This window comes from Qipengyuania marincola (assembly GCF_029688625.1).
Lineage (GTDB): Bacteria > Pseudomonadota > Alphaproteobacteria > Sphingomonadales > Sphingomonadaceae > Qipengyuania.
Genome location: NZ_JARULC010000001.1, coordinates 666,733 through 684,299 on the forward strand (window position 1 = coordinate 666,733; position 17,567 = coordinate 684,299).

Sequence of the window (17,567 nt, forward strand, 5' to 3'; positions counted from 1 at the left end):
GATGTGACGGAGCGTCCGGGCCGCGCCTGTGGCCGCGCCGCTAGTAGATCAGGGCGCTTGCGACTTCCAACCGGTGCGCCAGCCTGTCCGCGGCCTTGCGGTCGAGGCGGCGGCAGATGGCGAGCCACCAGCGATAGCCTTGCATGTCGCCTGAAAAATGCGCGTCCTCGGCCAGGCGGGCAGCCTCCTTCGCAGCATTCAAGCCATGTTCGGCGAAATGCCGCAGGGCGGCGCGCATGGTCGTGTCGAAAGAGACCGCATCGGCCACATCGCCATTGTCATTGGCCGCGCGGGCGAGTGCCTTGCGCGCCAACGCCCGGGCAATTGGCGAATTGGCGGTGGACCGGGCGGCGGCGAAGTGGAGGGGCATGGGCGATCCTGCGACTGGATTTGGTGCGCCTCTGCGGCGCTGAGCCGTCCCTAGCGAGTCCTCCGCTAAGTATCGGTTCCGCATCATGGTTGTGCAGATGTAAACGGTTCGGGGCGGGCGCATGCCCGGCGAGAGCTATTCGGTCTTGCCGGGCTGCCGGATCCATCGCCCGCTATTGGCATATTCCTCGCGCACGCGCCCGCTTTGCGGCAGCTTGTCCAGCGGAGCGGAGGCCGGCGCCGGCTGCGTTTCGGCTCGCGCAGCGCCGACCGGGGCGGAGGAGGCGGGGCCGACTCCGATGGCCGAGTTGGATGGCGGCGGCTCGGCGCGGACCGGACCGGGCATCTCGACCTCGGCGCGCCGCACGGCGGAGGCTGCGCCAGGCTCAACGCCGGCATAGGCATCGGTGAAGGCTCCGGGCGTGCCCGCGCGGCCTTTCCAGCGATAGAAGCGGTGCGCGCCGATCGTGCGAATGTAGTCGAGGCTGGAGGCCCAGTAGGGGTTCACGTAATTGGTGTGATAATGCGTGGCGAGGCCGACCGGCGCATAGACCTCGCCTGCCAGCGCCGCCAGGGCGATCGACTGCGCGCGGGCATAGCCGCTGCGCGACGGGCTGCGCCGCAGCGAGCCGTCGCAGGTAAAGGTGAACTGGCAGCCGGTCTGGCGCTCGGATCCCTGGAAGACCACACCGCAAACGCTGGCGGGATAGGCCGGATGCGCCACGCGGTTGAGCACCACCTGCGCCACCGCCTGCTGACCCGAATAGCTTTCGCTCGCCGCTTCGTAATAGACGGCCATCGCCAGGCACTGGAGCGCACGCGCCTTGTCGAGCCCTCCGCCTGCCGAGCGGAATGCCTGTGCCGCCGCCCCTGCACCGTGGCTCTCGGCGAATTCGACCGTCTCCAGTACGCCTTCTTCCTGGCGCAGCTCGGCAAGGTCGGTGGTCAGGCGCGGCGCATCCTCGAGATAGTAGAAGGCAGAGCCGGGAAAGTTCTCGCCCGCGATTTCGAAGGGCATCGGGGAAAGCGGCAGGCGCTCTTCACCGAGGCCGAGCGTCTGGCGCAGGCTCTCGCCGATCCCGCCTTGCGCCGCCACCGTCGGCACCGCGACCAGAGCGACGAGAAGCGCCAGGCGCTTGGTCATCCGCCGGCGCTCGCGCTGGCGCCGTTCGCGTCGCTGCGCGCGCGGAAGCGGCGCATGGCGGGCATGCGCTGTCGCGTCTGCATCGATGGCGAGCCGTTGGGCCAGAAACTGTCCTTTCGCCGGAGCGGTCCTTCGATTATCACGCAAACCCTTAACACAAGCTCGCGCTTGTGCATCGCAATATCGCGCTGTAGGAGCGCCGAACGCGTCATAGGTTGGCCTGTTCGCGCAGGCCCTAAGAGGGAAGGGGGTGCGAAGCCCCCGCTGCCCCCGCAACTGTGACCGGGGAGCGATCCCGCCACATGCCACTGGCCGCATTGGTCCGGGAAGGCGGCGGGACGGCGTCGATCCGGGAGCCAGGAGACCTGCCCATGCGTGTCGTTCGGCCGCGGGCGGGGTGTACCGATGGCAAACGTGGATGCGAGCAATCCCGCTCCCTCCCGTCATGAGCGACGTTTCGCTTTTGACAGGAGGTTTTGTGTCTAAATATCTGCTTTTTATGACTGTTTCTGCGTTTCCCTGTGCCGCGATGGCGCAGGATGTCGTCGACGAGGTAGAGATCGAAGACCCGCTGGCGACTGCACCGGGCCATCATGCTTACACTCCGTTGGAACCGACAATAACCGTAACCGCCAACGGCCTCGGCACCGATATCGGCAACACCGGCCAGGCAGTCACAATCATCGATCGTGAAGAGATCGAAAGCGTGCAGGGCCCGGATGCAACCCGCGTCCTCCAGCGCACGCCCGGTCTATCACTCACCCGCAACGGCGGCGTCGGCGGCTTCACCGGCGTCAGCATACGCGGGTCGAATTCGGAGCAGCTGCTGGTGCTGGTCGACGGGGTGAAGGTCAACGATCCTTCTGCGCCGGCAGGCGGCTTCGATTTCGGCAATTTGCTTCTCGGCACGGTCGGCAAGTTCGACATCCTGCGCGGGTCGAATAGCACCATCTGGGGCTCGGATGCGATTGGCGGAGTGGTCGATGTCTCGACCCGGGGTGAGCGCGGGCTTTCGGGCAATATCGAATACGGCTCGCGAGACACGCTGTATGCCAGCGCCGTCGGCGGCATCGATGGCGATCGCTATTTCGTCGGACTCACCGGCGCCTTCTACACGACCGACGGCTTCTCCGCCGCCGCCTCGGGAAGCGAGCCCGACGGTTTTGAACAGCTCGCGCTCGGCGGGTCGGCGTTTCTCGATATCACCGACAATCTCGAACTCTTCGCCCATGCCAATTGGAGCGAGGGCACGCTCGACATCGACGGATTTCCGCCGCCAACCTTCACGTTGGCCGATACGCTGGAAACCCAGGAGACGCGCCGGCACTGGGGCGATGTCGGCTTTGCCTATTACGGCAACGATCTCACCCTGCGTGGCGCATACAGCCTTTCCGATACGCAGCGGGATAATCTCGACGGCGCGGGCAATGTGACCTTCGCGGGCGACGGCCACTCGGAGCGCGTCCAGCTGCGCGGCGAATATCGCGCGATCGGGCCGGTCACGGTGGCTTTCGGGGCGGAGCACGAGTGGAACGACTACGAAATCACTTTCGACACGGCGGCGGGTGTCGAAATCTCGGGCGCCTATGTCCAGCTCGGTGTCGCGTTAGGCAAGTTCGCGGCGCACGTCGGCTCGCGGGTAGACGACCACGAGCTGTTCGGTACCAATGGCAGCTATGGTGCGGACATCTCCTATGGCCTCGGCGATGACTGGCGCCTTCGCGCAAGTCTGGGCGAGGGGTTCAAGGCGCCGACGCTGTTTCAGCTGCGCAGTTTCTACGGCAATCCGGACCTGCGTCCCGAGGAAAGCACCAGCTTCGATATCGGCGTGGAGAAGGGCGAGCGCGGGCGCGGACCGCATGTGGCGCTCACCGCCTTCCGGCGCGACACTACCGATCTGATCGGTTTCGCGTTCAGCGCTGCACGGCCCTTCGGGTTCTACGACAACACCGCTCGCGCCCGCGCGCAGGGGTTCGAGGCGGAAGCCGGCTTCGACGTCACCGCAAGGCTGCGGATCTCGGGCGTCGTCTCCTATGTGGACGCCAGGGACCGTACCAGCGGCTTCGACCTCGCCCGCCGCCCGCGACATTTCGGCACGCTGTTTGCCGATTGGCAGGCGCCCTTCGATCTCAGGCTTGGCGCCGATCTGCGGTTTGCCGGCGAGAGTTTCGACAACGCCGCCAACACGATTGCTCTCGACGGCTACGAGGTGCTCGACCTGCGCGCCGCGTTGCCGCTTGGCGAGCGATTGGAAATCTATGGCCGGGTCGAGAATGTGTTCGACGCCGACTACCGCACGGCGCTCGGTTACGCTTCGCCCGGGCGCGGTGGTTTCATTGGAGTGAGGGCCAGGATGTGATACGGCTCCTGCCCGCGCTGGCCCTGCTGCTCGCGGCGTGCGCGGGGGAAGGGCCGGTGCGGGCGCCGCAGGGTGAGCGGCCGACCATCGTCAGCCTCAATCCCTGCACCGATGCCATCCTCGCCGAAGTGACCGTGCCCGGCCAATTGCTGGCAATCTCGCATTACAGCAAGGATCCGCGCGCCTCGTCCATGATGCCGCAAACGGCTGCACACTACCGCGCAACCGGCGGGACGGTCGAAGAGGTGCTTGCGCTCGATCCCGATATCGTCATTGCTAGCAGCTTCATCGCGCCCGCGACCCGCGCCGCGCTCGAAGACCTTGGCATGCGGCTAGTGACCTTCGATGCGGCCAACTCGGTCGAGACGAGCGTGGCGCAGGTTCGCGAGCTTGCGGCACTGGCGGGCAATCCCTCGGCAGGCGAAGCGCTGGTCCGCGACATCGAACGGGTGCTCGCTGCCGCCGCGGCGCAGCCGGCTACGGTCGAGGCCGCCCTGTGGCAGCCCGGCGGCATCGTCCCCGGCGAACGCGCGCTCGTCAGCGATCTCCTCCGGCGAACCGGCTTCGCCAGCTACTCAGCTGCGCGTGGCATGGAGCAAGCGGATTATCTCTCGCTCGAAGAGGTTCTTGCCGATCCGCCGCAGGTTCTGCTCGTCGCCGGAAGCGAACAGGGCCAGCGCCATCCCGTGCTCGACCAATTTCCCGGCATGCGCCGCGAGGCCTTCGATACCCGCCTGCTTTATTGTGGCGGCCCCACGATCATCCGTGCCGCCGAGCGGTTGGCCGCCATCCGCCGGAATGCGACGTGAATCGCGCGAGCCTGATCTTTGCTGCGCTCCTGCTCGTCGCATTCCCGCTTTCGCTACTGGCGGGACGGGTCTGGCTTGATCCTGCCACCACGCCCAATGCGGCGCTGATCCTCGCGGAATTGCGCCTCCCGCGCGCCGTCCTGGCGATCGTGGTCGGGGGTGGGCTCGGCGCGGCGGGCGCGGCGATGCAGGGCTATCTGCGCAATCCGCTGGCCGATCCGGGCCTGTTCGGCATCGCGCCCGGCGCGGCACTGGGCGCGGTCACTGCCCTGTGGTTCGGCTATTCCGCCAGCGCCTGGTTGCTGCCGCTCCTCGCGCTTCTGGGCGCGGGCGGCGCAATGGCGCTGCTCGCCGCAATCGCGGGGAGGACCGGAGGGATCGCGCTGTTCACGCTGGCAGGTTTGATGGTGGCGAGCCTTGCCGGCGCGCTGACCGCGCTTGCCATCAGCATGGCTCCCAACGCCTTCGCCATGAGCGAGATCGTGCTCTGGCTCAACGGTGCGCTGACCGATCGCAGCTGGCGCGAAGTGGCGATCGCCAGCCCGCTGGTCGCGCTCGGCATCGCGCTGCTGTGGCGGAGCGGGCACGCGCTCGATGCGCTGACGCTGGGCGAACCGGTCGCCCGTTCGCTGGGTATCGATACGCGTGCGCTGCTATGGCTTCTCATTGCCGGGGTGGGGCTGACCGTCGGCGCAAGCGTCGCGGTGGCAGGCATTATCGGCTTCGTCGGTCTGATCGTCCCGCATCTCGTGCGGCCGTTCACCGATAACCGGCCTTCGCAGCTGGTCTTGCCCAGCGCGCTCGCGGGGGCGCTGCTGGTTCTGGTAGCCGACAGCATCGTGCGCATCCTGCCGCTGGTGACGGAATTGCGCCTCGGAATCGCGCTCAGCCTGCTTGGCGCGCCCTTCTTCTTGTGGCTGCTGTTGCGCATGCGGCGGGGGCTTGCATGAGCCTCGCTGCATCCGCCCTGACGATCGACGGCCGCCTGACCGACGCCTCGGCCCTGCTGGAGCGCGGACGGATTACCGCGATCTGCGGCCCCAACGGCGCGGGCAAATCGACGCTGATCGAAGCGCTGGCCGGCCTGCTGGCGCCGGATGCGGGAACGGTGACGCTGGACCGGGTGGATCTATCGCAACTGCCGGGCCGCGAGCGCGCGAAGCGTATCGGCTATCTTCCGCAGACACATGAGATCGCCTGGGATGTCCCGGTACGCAATCTGGTGGAGTTGGGCCGAATGCCGCACGCGGATCGCAACGCCGCACCGGTCGATGCCGCGCTTCGGGCGCTCGATATTGCGCATCTGGCCGAGCGCCGCGCGCAGTCCCTGTCCGGCGGGGAAACGGCGCGTGTGCTGCTCGCCAGGGTGCTGGCCGGGGAGCCCGAATGGATCCTGGCCGACGAGCCGCTCGCCGCGCTCGACATTGCGCATCAGCTCGCCCTGCTGGCCCATTTGCGCGCTGCAGCAACGGTGGGGAAGGGGATCGTCCTCGTGCTGCACGATCTCGCCCATGCGATGAATCATGCCGACAGGGTGATCGTGCTCGACCAGGGGCGTGTCGCGGCCGATGGCCTGCCATCCGAGGCGCTTTCGGCTGCGACCATCGAAACGGTCTGGAAGACGGGCGTGCAGTGGATCGAACACGACGGATGGCGGGCACTGGTTACCGCCCCGCGCGTTCCCTCTTCATGACACGCTCCGACCTCGTCGACCGCTGGTTCGCACTCACCCGTGACGAGATGCCGGGCATCGCCGGACAGCGCGACTGGCCCGTCCGTTTCGATCACTGTTTCCAGCGCATCCTGCTCGACAATGCAGTCGGCGCGAAGTGGAGCGGGGAAATCCCGGCGCCAGCCTATCGGCATGCGTCGGACGATACTCTGGAGCGAGCAATTGCCCTGGGGCGGGGAGCGATCGACGGGACCGAGGATCTGGTGGCGCTCAATCGCAATTCGCTGGCCTGGCGCGACAAGCGCTAGGGGTCAGGCTGCGATCGCATCGGAGCGGTCGCAATGCACGCAGTCGCGGCCCGATGCCTTGGCGGCGTAAAGCATCCGGTCGACGGCGCCGAGCGCAGCGGTCAGGCTGGTTTCGCCGGACCATTCGACCACGCCCAGCGACGCGGTGACGCGCAAGGCCGGATCGGCGGCAATCGGTTTCAGATTGGCGATTGCCACCCGCAGATGCTCTGCCAGCGCGACCCCCACGCTCCGGTCGGCGGAGTGGATGACCAGCAGGAATTCCTCGCCACCCAGCCGGTATGCGCCCGACAGGGGTGAAGCGGTTGTGCGGAGTGCGGCGCGCAGGACGTCGGCCACGGCGATCAGCACATCGTCGCCGGCCTTGTGGCCATAGCGATCGTTGATCGCCTTGAAATAATCCAGATCGAGCGCGAGGATCGCGTGACTATTCTCTTGGGTCGGACCCTCTCCGAATTCCTCGAACAGGGCGCGGCGATTGCGCAGGCCGGTCAGCGCATCGTGGCGCGACAGGAATTCGGCATGGTGAAGCGCGCTCGCGATTTCATCGCTCAGGTGCAGATTGTCGACCGCGTCCTCGGCCGCCTGGATCGCCTGGCGGCGCTGGCCGATCCCAAAGGGGACCGCACCGATCAGCGGCAGCAGGACTGCCGCGGCCAGTAGCGGCTGCGAACCGCCGGTCATGACGAAGCTGCCGACCAGCACCGAGATGCCGAAGCACGAGGCGAAGCCGACGAGCACGGGCGGGCTGAGACCCACCATCGAACAGATCAGGCAAACCCCGGTGATGACGAGGGTCAGCATGGCGAGCCCGGCCGGATCGACCAGCACGGAGTCCAGGATCGGCCAGGTGAGGAAGCCCCAGCTTAGGCCCGACAGGGCAAGCGCAGTGCCGGCGACTGCAAAGCGCTTTTCGAAAGGCTGCCCGGCGGCGAGCGCGCGGCGCAAATGGACGCAGGCCCAGCGCGTCAGGCCGATCGAGACTATGCGGAGGCTCAGAGCCAGCAGCAGGACGGGGCTGAGCCCGATGATAGAACCGATGATGAGACACAGCGTGGCACCGACCACACTCGCCGGCATGGAATGCGCCTCGCGATCGGCCAAACCGCCCACGATCTGGCGGCGCACCTCGGCATGCCAGGCAGCGTCGCGGGGGACACGCTGGTCCGATACATCGGAGAATGGAATGGTCTGATGTAGCACCGTGAGCGTCCCTGGCCCCAGGCTAAGTGGAAACCCTTGCGAACCGCTTAAGGATCACATGCAAAAGAAAGGGGCCGGGACATTCCTGCCCCGGCCCGAATTGTCATCCGCTCGCGCGTCAGTTGGTTGCCGGACTGCTCATGGTGCGCGGCGGCAGCTTGCCGTCCGATGCCTCGCTGTCCGTCGCTTCGTCGCCTGGGACCAGCCCGCGTGCTTCGAGCATCGGGCCGACTTCGGGAGCACGCCCCATGAAGTTCTGGAACATCTGGTAATAGTCCATCGTCCCGCCACGACTGAGCACGGTGGCGCGATAATGATCGCCATTCTCGCGTGTGAGGCCTCCATTGTCGAGGAACCACTTGCGGCTGTCGCGATCGAGCATTTCGGTCCACAGATAGCTGTAGTAGCCTGCCGAATAGCCGGCTGGTCCGCTGAAGATGTGGTTGAAATAGCTGCTGCGATAGCGCGGCGGCACGAGGTCGATCTCGAGGCCGAGCTCTTCCAGCGCCTGACGCTCGAACGCATCGACCTTGGCCGGCGTATCGATGGCAGCGGCTTGGGCGGGCGAGAGCGCACTCCACTTCATGTCGAGCAGCGCCGCGGCCACGACTTCGCCGAAGTCATAGCCCTGGTTGAACAGCGAGGCCGCCTCGATGCGCTCGATCATTTCGGGCGGAATGGTCTCGCCGGTCTCGTAATGCTTGGCGTAGTTCGACAGGACTTCGGGATAGGTCGCCCACATCTCGTTCACCTGGCTCGGATACTCGACGAAGTCGCGCGCCGTGGCGGTGCCCGAGAGGCTTTCGTACATCTGGTCGGCGAAGAAACCATGCAGAGCGTGGCCGAATTCGTGGAACAGCGTGTTGACGTTGTCGAAGCTGACCAGCTGCACTTCGCCCGCCGGAGCCTTGGGGATGTTGAGCACGTTGTAGATCACCGGCTTGGTGCCCCACAGATCGCTCTGGTCGACGAAATTGCTCATCCACGCGCCGCCGCGCTTCGAGGGGCGCTGGAACGGGTCGAAGTAGAAAAGGCCGAGCTCCGAACCGTCACGATCGAACACAGTGTAGGTCGTCACATCGGGGTGATAGACCGGCAGGTCGGTGCGCTTCTCGAAGCTGAGGCCGTAGAGCTTGTTCGCAGCATAGAAGATGCCGTCTTCCAGCACGCGGTCGAGCTGAAAATATTCCATCACCGCATCTTCATCGAGGTCGAAGTTCTCCGCCTTCACCTTGTTGGCATAGCGGTACCAGTCCCACGGCTGCACCTCGTAATCGCCGCCATCGGCAGCGATCGCGGCATTCAGCAGCGCGGCTTCGCGCCGCTGCGTCGCGGCGAGGGCGGGGACCATCTGTTCCATGAAGCCGAGCGCAGTCGCGGGCTTTTCCGCCATCCGGTCCCACATCGCATAGGTCGCCCAGTCAGGTTCGCCGAACAGCGCTGCCTTTTCGGCCCGCAGCGCAGCGATCTTGCGCACCTGGTCGCGCGTATCGAAAGCGCGCTGGCCATCGGCGCGGTGATAGGACAGCTTGAACAGCTTCTCGCGCGTGGCGCGGTTTTCCAGCGTGGGCAGCAGCGGTTGCTGCGTGGTGTTCTGGAGCGCCAGAGCGAACTTGCCCGGCTGGCCCTTTTCCGCGGCCAGTTCGGCAGCGGCCTTGATGTCGGCCTCGGACAGGCCCGCCAGTTCCTCGCGCGTGTCGACGATCAGCGGCTGGTCGCTCATGGCCGAACGCACGGTCTGGCCGAATTCGGTCGTGATTTCGGAAAGTTCGGTGTTGATCTGCTTCACGCGCTCGCGCTGAGCATCGGTCAGCAGCGCACCGGCGTGGACCATGCCGGCGTAGGTCTCTTCCAGCAGCTTTGCATCCTCGACCGTCATCGTCATCGCGGCGCGATTGTCATAGACGGCCTTCACCCGCGCAAAGAGTTCCGGGTTGAGTGTGATGGAGTCCCCGTGAGCGGTCAGCTTCGGACCGACTTCGGTCTGGATCTCGTCCAGCCGATCGGTCGTATTCGAGCCGGTCAGAGCATAGAACACGCGCGCCACGCGGCCGAGCATGCGGCCCGATTTCTCCAGCGCGACGATCGTGTTCTCGAAGGTGGGCGGCGCCGGATTGTCGATGATCGCCTGGATCTCGGCCTTCTGGATGGCCATGCCCTGCTCGAAGGCGGGCATGTAGTCGTCTTCGGAAATCTTGGTGAAGTCGGGCGCCTTGAACGGCAGCGTGCTGTCGGATGCGAAATATCCGGTGCCTTCGGGTATCGCGCTGGCTTCGGCCATGGTCTCGATGTCTCCGCCGGGGGTGGTGGTGCAGCCTGCGGCAAGGGCGGCAAGTGCGGCAGTGGCCAGGATTTGGGCCTTCATGAAAAACTCCCTGTTATCGAACAGCGCGCGGGTGCGCGGCTGGGATCGGTGAATGCGATAGGCGCTTGAACCGGAACCGGACGTGGCTTGCAAGCCACCTGCGGACGCCGGTCGGCGCAGATTGATGGTTTATCGAACGGGACCGCGGCTTGCACGTTCCTGAACAGGCTGTTTGGCGGGAAAAAGCGGGTAGTCCACGACCTCCCGATACAGCGATCCGCCTGTGCGCAAATGGCTTTCGAACAGACCGAAACTCTCGGCCTGCCAATTGCTAAACCGGGTCGCGGCATGCTCGGCCAGGAAAGCGTCGACGGGACCGGACGCCGTATTGAGGCGGGCGATAGTGACGTGCGGCATGAACTTGCGATGTTCGGGCTCGATCCCCACCAGCTGGCACCGGCGCTCGATCTTTCGCTGCAAACGGGCGAGTTCGAGCTGCGGCTCCACTCCGGCCCATAGCGTATGCGGACGGCCTTTGCGCGAGAATACACCTGTGCCGCGCAAGGCGACCTCGAATGGCGGCATTGCGACATCCTGTAAGGCGTCGGCCAGATCGTTGGCAAGCGAGCGCTCTACCTCGCCGATATATCGCAGAGTAAGATGAAGCTGGTCCTCATCCTGCCAGCGCGCACCGTCAACGCCTTCCATCACATCGATCAGATGATCGCGGACGGGAGCGGGCGGGCGGAGAGCGACAAACAAGCGGTGCATGGCGCAATCGCTCCTAGCACGATACGCCTACGGGGCGACACTGGCGCGCCGCGTCAGGCGTTGCGGCTGGAAGATCCGATTTCGCGCGGATCGGAATAGTCGGCTTCGGCAAACATCGCCGCGCGTCGTTCAGACCGATATTCGAGGCCCCTAGCCACGGCACCGCCGGCGTGCGTGTAGTCGAGCTGCGAGGCTACACCCTCATAGTCACGCGCCTCGATTGCGGCATTCAGTTGAGGGCTCTGTTCGGGCAATACATTGCCGAGCCCAACATTGTATACGAGGTCGACCAGTGCGTCGAACTCATGCTGGTGCAGCGGCAGATCGCCTACCAGCTGCCTCACGCCGCGCTCCGCTTCGCGCAGGTCCTCTGCAAGAAATTGCATGGCTTGCTCTTCGGAAATGCGGTCGCCGAGCGAAAGGCCGTCAGCCGGATCGATAAGGTGTCCGACCCCTACGGTCGGGTAGCCTGCCACATCGCGATAGACGGTGTAGCGCACGCCCTCTTCCTCCACGAGTGCGTTCTTGAACGCATCGCTTGCCTCGAGCAGCGCCGCGGGCTTGCGCGCATAGACTGCTTCCTCGGCCGTGGGATCGGCAAAGGCGGTGATTGGTGCGGGCATCTTGTTGATCGGTGTCGCCACCTGCGGCCCGGTAAAGGCCGTGAGGCCCACGGCGCCGGCGGTCAGCATCATCGTTGCCTGCCTGCGGGTGGAATGTCGCGTCTTGATGCCGAATGCGCGCTGAGCTGCGCGACGCGCGTCCTTGAGGTCGCGGCGGTGACGGCGAGCGCGCACCAGCTTCGACACGGGATTGCGCGAACGCTCGCGCCGTCCGTCGGAAGACTTGCGCTCCCAGTCACCCGGTTCAAGCGGGCGATCGAGGTCTGCGAGGAGAGCTTTGAGGCGGTCGGATTGCTCCGGGCGTGGTGTTTGTGTTTCCTTTTGCTCGGACATGGGGCGAGAATGGCTTTCTTTATAACTTCTTTGGGCGCGCAAACCCGTGGGAGGACGGTGAAAACACGCGTCCGCCGGGGCACGCCGGGTTTAGGTATACAACGGTCGGCACGGCTTGTTCGGTCCCCATCCTACCGCTCGTGGCGCACGCCCTGCGGGCCGCCAGGAAGGGTCAGGCGGCGCATCTCACGCGGTTTCGACCGGCGTCCTTGGCCTGGTAACAGGCAACGTCCGAGCGTTGCAGCGCCGTGTCGAGCGATTCTCCCGGTCGCCATTCGGCTAGCCCGATCGAGGCCGACACTTGCAGGCTTTCGTATTCGGGCAGCTCTTCACCGATGGTCTCGATCGCCCTGCGCAGGCATTCGGAGACGCTTTCCGCCTCGGCCAGATCAAGTCCTTGCAAAGTAATTAGAAATTCCTCGCCCCCGAGGCGAAAAGCCAGGTGGTCGAGCCGCCAGGAATGCTCCTCCAGCACGCTGCGGATTTTCTGTGCTGTGGCGACCAGCACCCGGTCCCCAGCCGCATGCCCGTGGCGGTCGTTGATCGCCTTGAACCGGTCGAGATCGATGGTCAGGAGATGCAGGCTGTTTGCCGGGCGATGCCAGTCGGTTTCCTCGAACAGGCGGCGCCGGTTGTAGAGGCCCGTCAGCGGGTCGCGCCAGCTGAGGAACTCGGCTTTTGCGAGCGCCTCGGCAAGATCCGAAGTCAGATGGGCGTTTTCCACGGTCGTTTTCGCCGCATGAACGATGTGCCGCCCGGTGTTGGACGCATAGACGCGCACTCCAAGCGTGAAGATCGTCGAGATCAGCAGGAACACATCGTCCAGCCGCTCCGGATGATAAGTGACGACGCTGCAGGACACGAGCCAGAACGCGCCCAGCATGCCGTCGCGGGCCATCGGAAAGGCGGCCATCGTCACGGCGATCAGCGTGACCGCGATCAGTACCACGAGCTGGATGGTCGAGCTGGCGGCCACGCCGGCGCCCGGTGGCGCGGGCCACAGCATCAAGGCAAGCGTCGCGCCGGTCGTCATCATGGCGAAGAACAGCACATATTCTGCATTGCCGATCGGGCTGCGCGATCGCATCCGGCGCTCCAGCCGCGTGGCAGCCCAGCGGGTGAACACGAAAGAGACGATGCGAAAGGCCAGGAACAGCCCGAGCATACCCGGGTTTCCGAGCGCGTTGACGCTCACGGCCATCACCGCCAGCGCCAGCAGGCTGGCGACGAGGGCATGGCGTTCGCGCTCGAGCATGGAGAGCACGGCTTCGCGCCGCACCTCGAAGGTACGGTCGCGATCGGCGGGGCGTTTCGCCCCCGCCCGCAGTCCGTCTCCGTCCACCAATCCCCACTGCCTCTCGTCGGTCGATACAGGTGCAGTTAGGCCTAGGACCTACGGGTTAATAAATGATCATTGAAAAACCGGCCGGTCTGGCCTGGCGAGCATGAGCCATCGCGCGGATGTCTCGTACGCTAATTCGCTAGGTCGTCGAACTTGCTGGCAAGAGCTGCGTATATCATCGCCTCGCGGCGGGAATGGTGCGTCTTCTGGCACATGTTCTTCACGTGCCAGCGCAGGGTCTCGTAACTGATCCCTTCGCTGCGTGCCGCGGTCCGCATGTCCGGCTCGCGCATGAGCGCTTCGAGGATGGCGCGTTCGCGCGCCGTCAGCGCATGGGCGGCGGCGAACAGATCGGCACGGCTGCTGACCTGATCGCGGGCGCGGGATATGACGAGAAAGGCACAATCCTCGCCGATCCAGCGCAAGGGCGGCGGCAAGGGCGCGGCTTCGATCTCCGCATTCCCGATCCGGAAGCGCAGCGTTTCGCCGCGCAAGGCGCGACCGATCGCGGCCTCGATTAGCGCGAGGCTCGCCCGATCGTCGCTGTCGATGCGGCTCCGGCCGATCACGACATTCCCGCAAGGCACGCCGGCTTCGGTCGGCTCCCCCTCATCGGACAAGCGCAGGTTGAGATCGCGGTCGACCACATGGCATGCCGCCTGCCCGCCCGACCGGTGCGATCCCAGCATGCGGGCGACGCGCAGCGAATTGCGCAGCGCCTTGTCGAGGATCGGAAGGAGGGATCGCAGGCGTTCGGCTTCTCCCTGCGCGAACAGGTCCTCGCCAAAGCCACGCTGGACGCTGATCGACTGGCGTCCGAATTCCGCATCGTCACCGATGATTCCGTGCACACTGTCGCGCACATCGCCGAAGCGGTTGATGGCCTCGAAATACTCGGTGTGCGCGATGTCCTCGTTGCGGACATATTGCTGGCCCAGCTGGGTCTGGTGGACGGGCGTGCGCAGCGACAGGCCGGCGCGCGGGTCAAAGCGATTATAGTGCGTGTTGTAGCGCGCAATCGCCGCCGGGTCGTGGTTCCAGTCCAGCGCATGGCGATAGGGGCCGTTGTCGGGCATTCCCAGCAGCATGGCTTTCGACCCGCCGACCCATTCGGCGATGTCCTGCAACAGCCGCGCCCAGGCATATTCGCCAAGGCTCGCCGCCTCGCACCGCTGGGCGAGCTGTTCGAAAGTGGCCCCCATGATCGAAGGGTAGACCAGCATTCCGGCGGAGGATCAAGGAAGGGCGCTTCGGCCTGTCCCGCAGGGGTACGAAATGCCCCGCGATCGCCACTGGACTTGCGCGCTGACAGCCCCCACTTGGAGCGCCATGGCACTCACCAAGATTTCAGTACGCGGCGCCCGAGAGCACAATCTCAAGGGCGTCGACATCGACCTGCCGCGCGACAGCCTGATCGTGATCACCGGCCTGTCCGGCTCGGGCAAGTCGAGCCTGGCGTTCGACACCATCTATGCCGAGGGGCAGCGGCGCTATGTCGAAAGCCTCAGCGCCTATGCTCGCCAGTTCCTCGAGATGATGCAGAAGCCCGATGTCGAGCATATCGACGGGCTTTCTCCCGCTATTTCGATCGAGCAGAAGACGACCAGCCGCAATCCGCGCAGTACCGTGGCGACGGTGACCGAGATCTACGACTACATGCGCTTGCTGTGGGCGCGGGTGGGGGTGCCGTATTCCCCCGCCACCGGCCTGCCGATCGAGGCGCAGACAGTCTCCAACATGGTCGATCGCGTTATGGCGCTGCCCGAGGGGACGCGACTCTATCTGCTCGCGCCGGTGGTGCGCGGGCGCAAGGGCGAATACCGCAAGGAGCTGGCCGAGTGGCAGAAGGCGGGCTTCACCCGCGTGCGCATCGATGGCGAAATGTACGCAATCGAGGAGGCGCCCGCCCTCGACAAAAAGTTCAAGCACGACATCGAAGTGGTTGTCGACCGCCTGGCGGTGAAGGAAGGGCTGGAAACGCGCCTTGCCGACAGCTTCGAAACCGCGTTGAAGCTGGCCGATGGGCTCGCCTATGTCGATCTCGCCGATACGACCGTTGCCGAAGCACTGGCGGAGCGGCAGGATGTGCGCCCGGCGACCATTGGGCCGGACGCAGGCAAGGGCGGTGCAATGAAAGGCGCAGGCCTGCCGGACAACCGCATCGTGTTTTCGGAGCGTTTCTCCTGCCCCGTCAGCGGCTTCACCATCGAAGAAGTCGAGCCGCGCCTATTCTCCTTCAACGCGCCGCAAGGGGCCTGCCCGACCTGCGACGGGATCGGCGAGAAGCAGCTGTTCGACCCGCAGCTGGTCGTGCCCAACGAAGCGCTCAGCCTCAAGAAGGGCGCGGTGGTGCCCTGGGCGAAGAGCAACCCGCCAAGCCCCTATTACATGCAGGTGCTCGCCAGCCTCGCGAAGGAATACGAGTTCGATCTCACCACCCCGTGGGAGGAATTCGACAAGGAGATCCGCGACATCATCCTCTACGGCACCAAGGGCCGCGCCATCCCGCTCACCTTCAAGGACGGGCGCAAGCAATACACGGTGAAGAAGCCGTTCGAGGGCGTGATCGGCAATCTCAACCGCCGCATGCTGCAGACCGAAAGCGCGTGGATGCGCGAGGAGCTGGCCAAGTTCCAGACCGCGCAGCCATGCGAGACCTGCGACGGCAAGCGCCTCAACGAGAAGGCCTTGGCGGTAAAGATCGCGGGCACCGACATCGCCACCCCCACCAAGATGAGCGTCGCCGATGCGAAGGACTATTTCCTCAAGCTCCCCGATGCGCTGAACGACACGCAGCAACAGATCGCCAAGGCCATCCTCAAGGAGATCAACGAGCGGCTCGGCTTCCTCGACAATGTCGGGCTCGACTACCTCAATCTCGACCGCACGAGCGGCACGCTGTCCGGCGGGGAGAGCCAGCGCATCCGCCTCGCGTCGCAAATCGGCTCGGGCCTCTCGGGCGTGCTCTACGTGCTCGACGAGCCCAGCATCGGCCTCCACCAGCGCGACAACGACCGGCTGCTTGAAACCCTCAAGCGCCTGCGCGATCTCGGCAATACGGTGATCGTGGTCGAGCATGACGAGGACGCCATCCGCACCGCCGACCACGTGGTCGACCTCGGCCCCGGCGCGGGCGTGCACGGCGGCGAGGTCGTGGCGCAGGGCACGCTGAAACAGGTGCTGAAGTCCAAGAAATCGCTCACCGCGGCCTACCTCACCGGCCGCCGCGAAATCGCCGTCCCGACCGAGCGTCGCAAGGGCAACGGGCACCAGCTCACCGTCCACGGCGCACGGGCGAACAACCTCAATGACGTCACCGCCTCCATCCCGCTCGGCACCTTCACCTGCATCACCGGCGTCTCGGGTTCGGGCAAGTCGTCCTTCACCATCGACACGCTCTACGCCTCCGCCGCGCGCCAGCTGAACGGCGCACGCGTGGTCGCCGGCGCGCACGACAAGGTCACCGGCCTCGAATATTGCGACAAGGTGATCGAGATCGACCAGTCGCCCATCGGCCGCACCCCGCGCTCCAACCCGGCGACCTACACCGGCGCCTTCACCCAGATCCGCGACTGGTTCGCCGCCCTCCCCGAAGCGCAGGCGCGCGGCTACAAGCCCGGCCGCTTCAGCTTCAACGTGAAGGGTGGCCGCTGCGAGGCGTGCCAGGGCGATGGCCTGATCAAGATCGAGATGCACTTCCTGCCCGACGTCTACGTCACCTGCGAGGAATGCGGCGGCAAGCGCTACAACCGCGAAACGCTGGAAGTGAAGTTCAAGGGCCACTCCATCGCCGACGTGCTCGACATGACGATCGAGGATGCGGAAGGCTTCTTCAAGGCCGTCCCCCCGATCCGCGACAAGATGCACATGCTGAACGAGGTGGGGCTGGGCTACGTCAAGGTCGGCCAGCAGGCGACCACGCTCTCGGGCGGCGAGGCGCAGCGCGTGAAGCTCGCCAAGGAGCTCAGCAAGCGCAGCACCGGGCAGACGCTCTACATCCTCGACGAGCCCACCACGGGCCTCCATTTCGAGGATGTCCGCAAGCTCCTCGAAGTGCTCCACCGGCTGGTGGACCAGGGCAATTCGGTCGTCGTGATCGAGCACAATCTCGACGTCATCAAGACCGCGGACCACATCCTCGACCTCGGCCCCGGCGGCGGCGTGCGGGGCGGGGAGATCGTGGCGGAGGGCACGCCGGAGGAGGTTGCTGCGGTCGAGGGGAGCTATACGGGGCAGTATCTCAAGCCGATGCTGGAGCGGCAGCGCGAGGCGGCGGAGTGAGGGAATCAGCGACATTCGGTGCAGCAGGTTGCTCGACCAGTGTATCGA

At 65.5% G+C, this 17,567-nt stretch carries 14 protein-coding genes and 1 riboswitch; of the genes, 6 read left to right on the plus strand and 8 right to left on the minus strand.

Features of this window, described 5'->3' with window-relative positions; all coding sequences use genetic code 11:
- Positions 1–40 precede the first annotated feature (40 nt).
- Positions 41–370, minus strand: coding sequence for a hypothetical protein (locus P8Q88_RS03390; RefSeq protein WP_278322411.1), 330 nt, complete (start codon positions 368–370; stop codon positions 41–43).
- 135 nt (positions 371–505) lie between these two features.
- Entirely contained in the window at positions 506–1,513 is a 1,008-nt protein-coding gene (locus P8Q88_RS03395) for a cell wall hydrolase (protein ID WP_278322412.1), read from the minus strand.
- Between the two features lie 195 nt (positions 1,514–1,708).
- Positions 1,709–1,897, plus strand: a riboswitch (cobalamin riboswitch).
- Positions 1,898–2,012: 115 nt separating this feature from the next.
- Between P8Q88_RS03395 and P8Q88_RS03400 the strand changes: the two genes are divergently transcribed.
- The 5 genes from P8Q88_RS03400 to P8Q88_RS03420 are packed head-to-tail and all read left to right on the plus strand — an operon-like array spanning position 2,013 to position 6,661.
- Positions 2,013–3,872 (plus strand): TonB-dependent receptor plug domain-containing protein, encoded by a 1,860-nt coding sequence (locus tag P8Q88_RS03400; protein ID WP_278322413.1) that lies wholly within the window; start codon positions 2,013–2,015, stop codon positions 3,870–3,872.
- On the plus strand, positions 3,869–4,681 hold the full coding sequence (locus tag P8Q88_RS03405) for an ABC transporter substrate-binding protein (RefSeq protein ID WP_278322414.1): 813 nt from the start codon (positions 3,869–3,871) through the stop codon (positions 4,679–4,681). The genes P8Q88_RS03400 and P8Q88_RS03405 overlap by 4 nt, the downstream gene beginning before the upstream one ends.
- Positions 4,678–5,631, plus strand: coding sequence for a FecCD family ABC transporter permease (locus P8Q88_RS03410; protein WP_278322415.1), 954 nt, complete (start codon positions 4,678–4,680; stop codon positions 5,629–5,631). The genes P8Q88_RS03405 and P8Q88_RS03410 overlap by 4 nt, the downstream gene beginning before the upstream one ends.
- On the plus strand, positions 5,628–6,374 hold the full coding sequence (locus P8Q88_RS03415; protein WP_278322416.1) for an ABC transporter ATP-binding protein: 747 nt from the start codon (positions 5,628–5,630) through the stop codon (positions 6,372–6,374). Before P8Q88_RS03410 ends, P8Q88_RS03415 begins: the two co-directional genes overlap by 4 nt.
- The gene (locus tag P8Q88_RS03420; protein WP_278322417.1) at positions 6,371–6,661 is read left to right on the plus strand and encodes a GCN5-related N-acetyltransferase; all 291 of its coding nucleotides are present in this window, start codon (positions 6,371–6,373) and stop codon (positions 6,659–6,661) included. The genes P8Q88_RS03415 and P8Q88_RS03420 overlap by 4 nt, the downstream gene beginning before the upstream one ends.
- A gap of 3 nt (positions 6,662–6,664) precedes the next feature.
- Here the strand turns inward: P8Q88_RS03420 and P8Q88_RS03425 are convergent, their stop codons facing one another.
- The 6 genes from P8Q88_RS03425 to P8Q88_RS03450 form a co-directional block, all read right to left on the minus strand.
- The gene (locus P8Q88_RS03425) at positions 6,665–7,864 is read right to left on the minus strand and encodes a GGDEF domain-containing protein (RefSeq protein ID WP_278322418.1); all 1,200 of its coding nucleotides are present in this window, start codon (positions 7,862–7,864) and stop codon (positions 6,665–6,667) included.
- Between the two features lie 118 nt (positions 7,865–7,982).
- Positions 7,983–10,229: a M3 family metallopeptidase gene (locus P8Q88_RS03430; RefSeq protein ID WP_278322419.1), complete on the minus strand. Its 2,247-nt coding sequence runs from the start codon at positions 10,227–10,229 to the stop codon at positions 7,983–7,985.
- Positions 10,230–10,358: 129 nt separating this feature from the next.
- The gene (gene thpR / locus P8Q88_RS03435; protein ID WP_278322420.1) at positions 10,359–10,940 is read right to left on the minus strand and encodes an RNA 2',3'-cyclic phosphodiesterase; all 582 of its coding nucleotides are present in this window, start codon (positions 10,938–10,940) and stop codon (positions 10,359–10,361) included.
- A gap of 53 nt (positions 10,941–10,993) precedes the next feature.
- Entirely contained in the window at positions 10,994–11,896 is a 903-nt protein-coding gene (locus P8Q88_RS03440) for a lysozyme (RefSeq protein WP_278322421.1), read from the minus strand.
- Between the two features lie 172 nt (positions 11,897–12,068).
- A complete protein-coding gene (locus P8Q88_RS03445) occupies positions 12,069–13,238 on the minus strand; it encodes a GGDEF domain-containing protein (protein WP_278322422.1) in 1,170 nt (389 codons plus the stop codon).
- A 131-nt stretch (positions 13,239–13,369) separates the two neighbouring features.
- Entirely contained in the window at positions 13,370–14,461 is a 1,092-nt protein-coding gene (locus tag P8Q88_RS03450; RefSeq protein WP_278322423.1) for a helix-turn-helix transcriptional regulator, read from the minus strand.
- 106 nt (positions 14,462–14,567) lie between these two features.
- Between P8Q88_RS03450 and uvrA the strand changes: the two genes are divergently transcribed.
- Entirely contained in the window at positions 14,568–17,519 is a 2,952-nt protein-coding gene (gene uvrA / locus P8Q88_RS03455) for an excinuclease ABC subunit UvrA (protein WP_278322424.1), read from the plus strand.
- Positions 17,520–17,567: the final 48 nt, after the last annotated feature.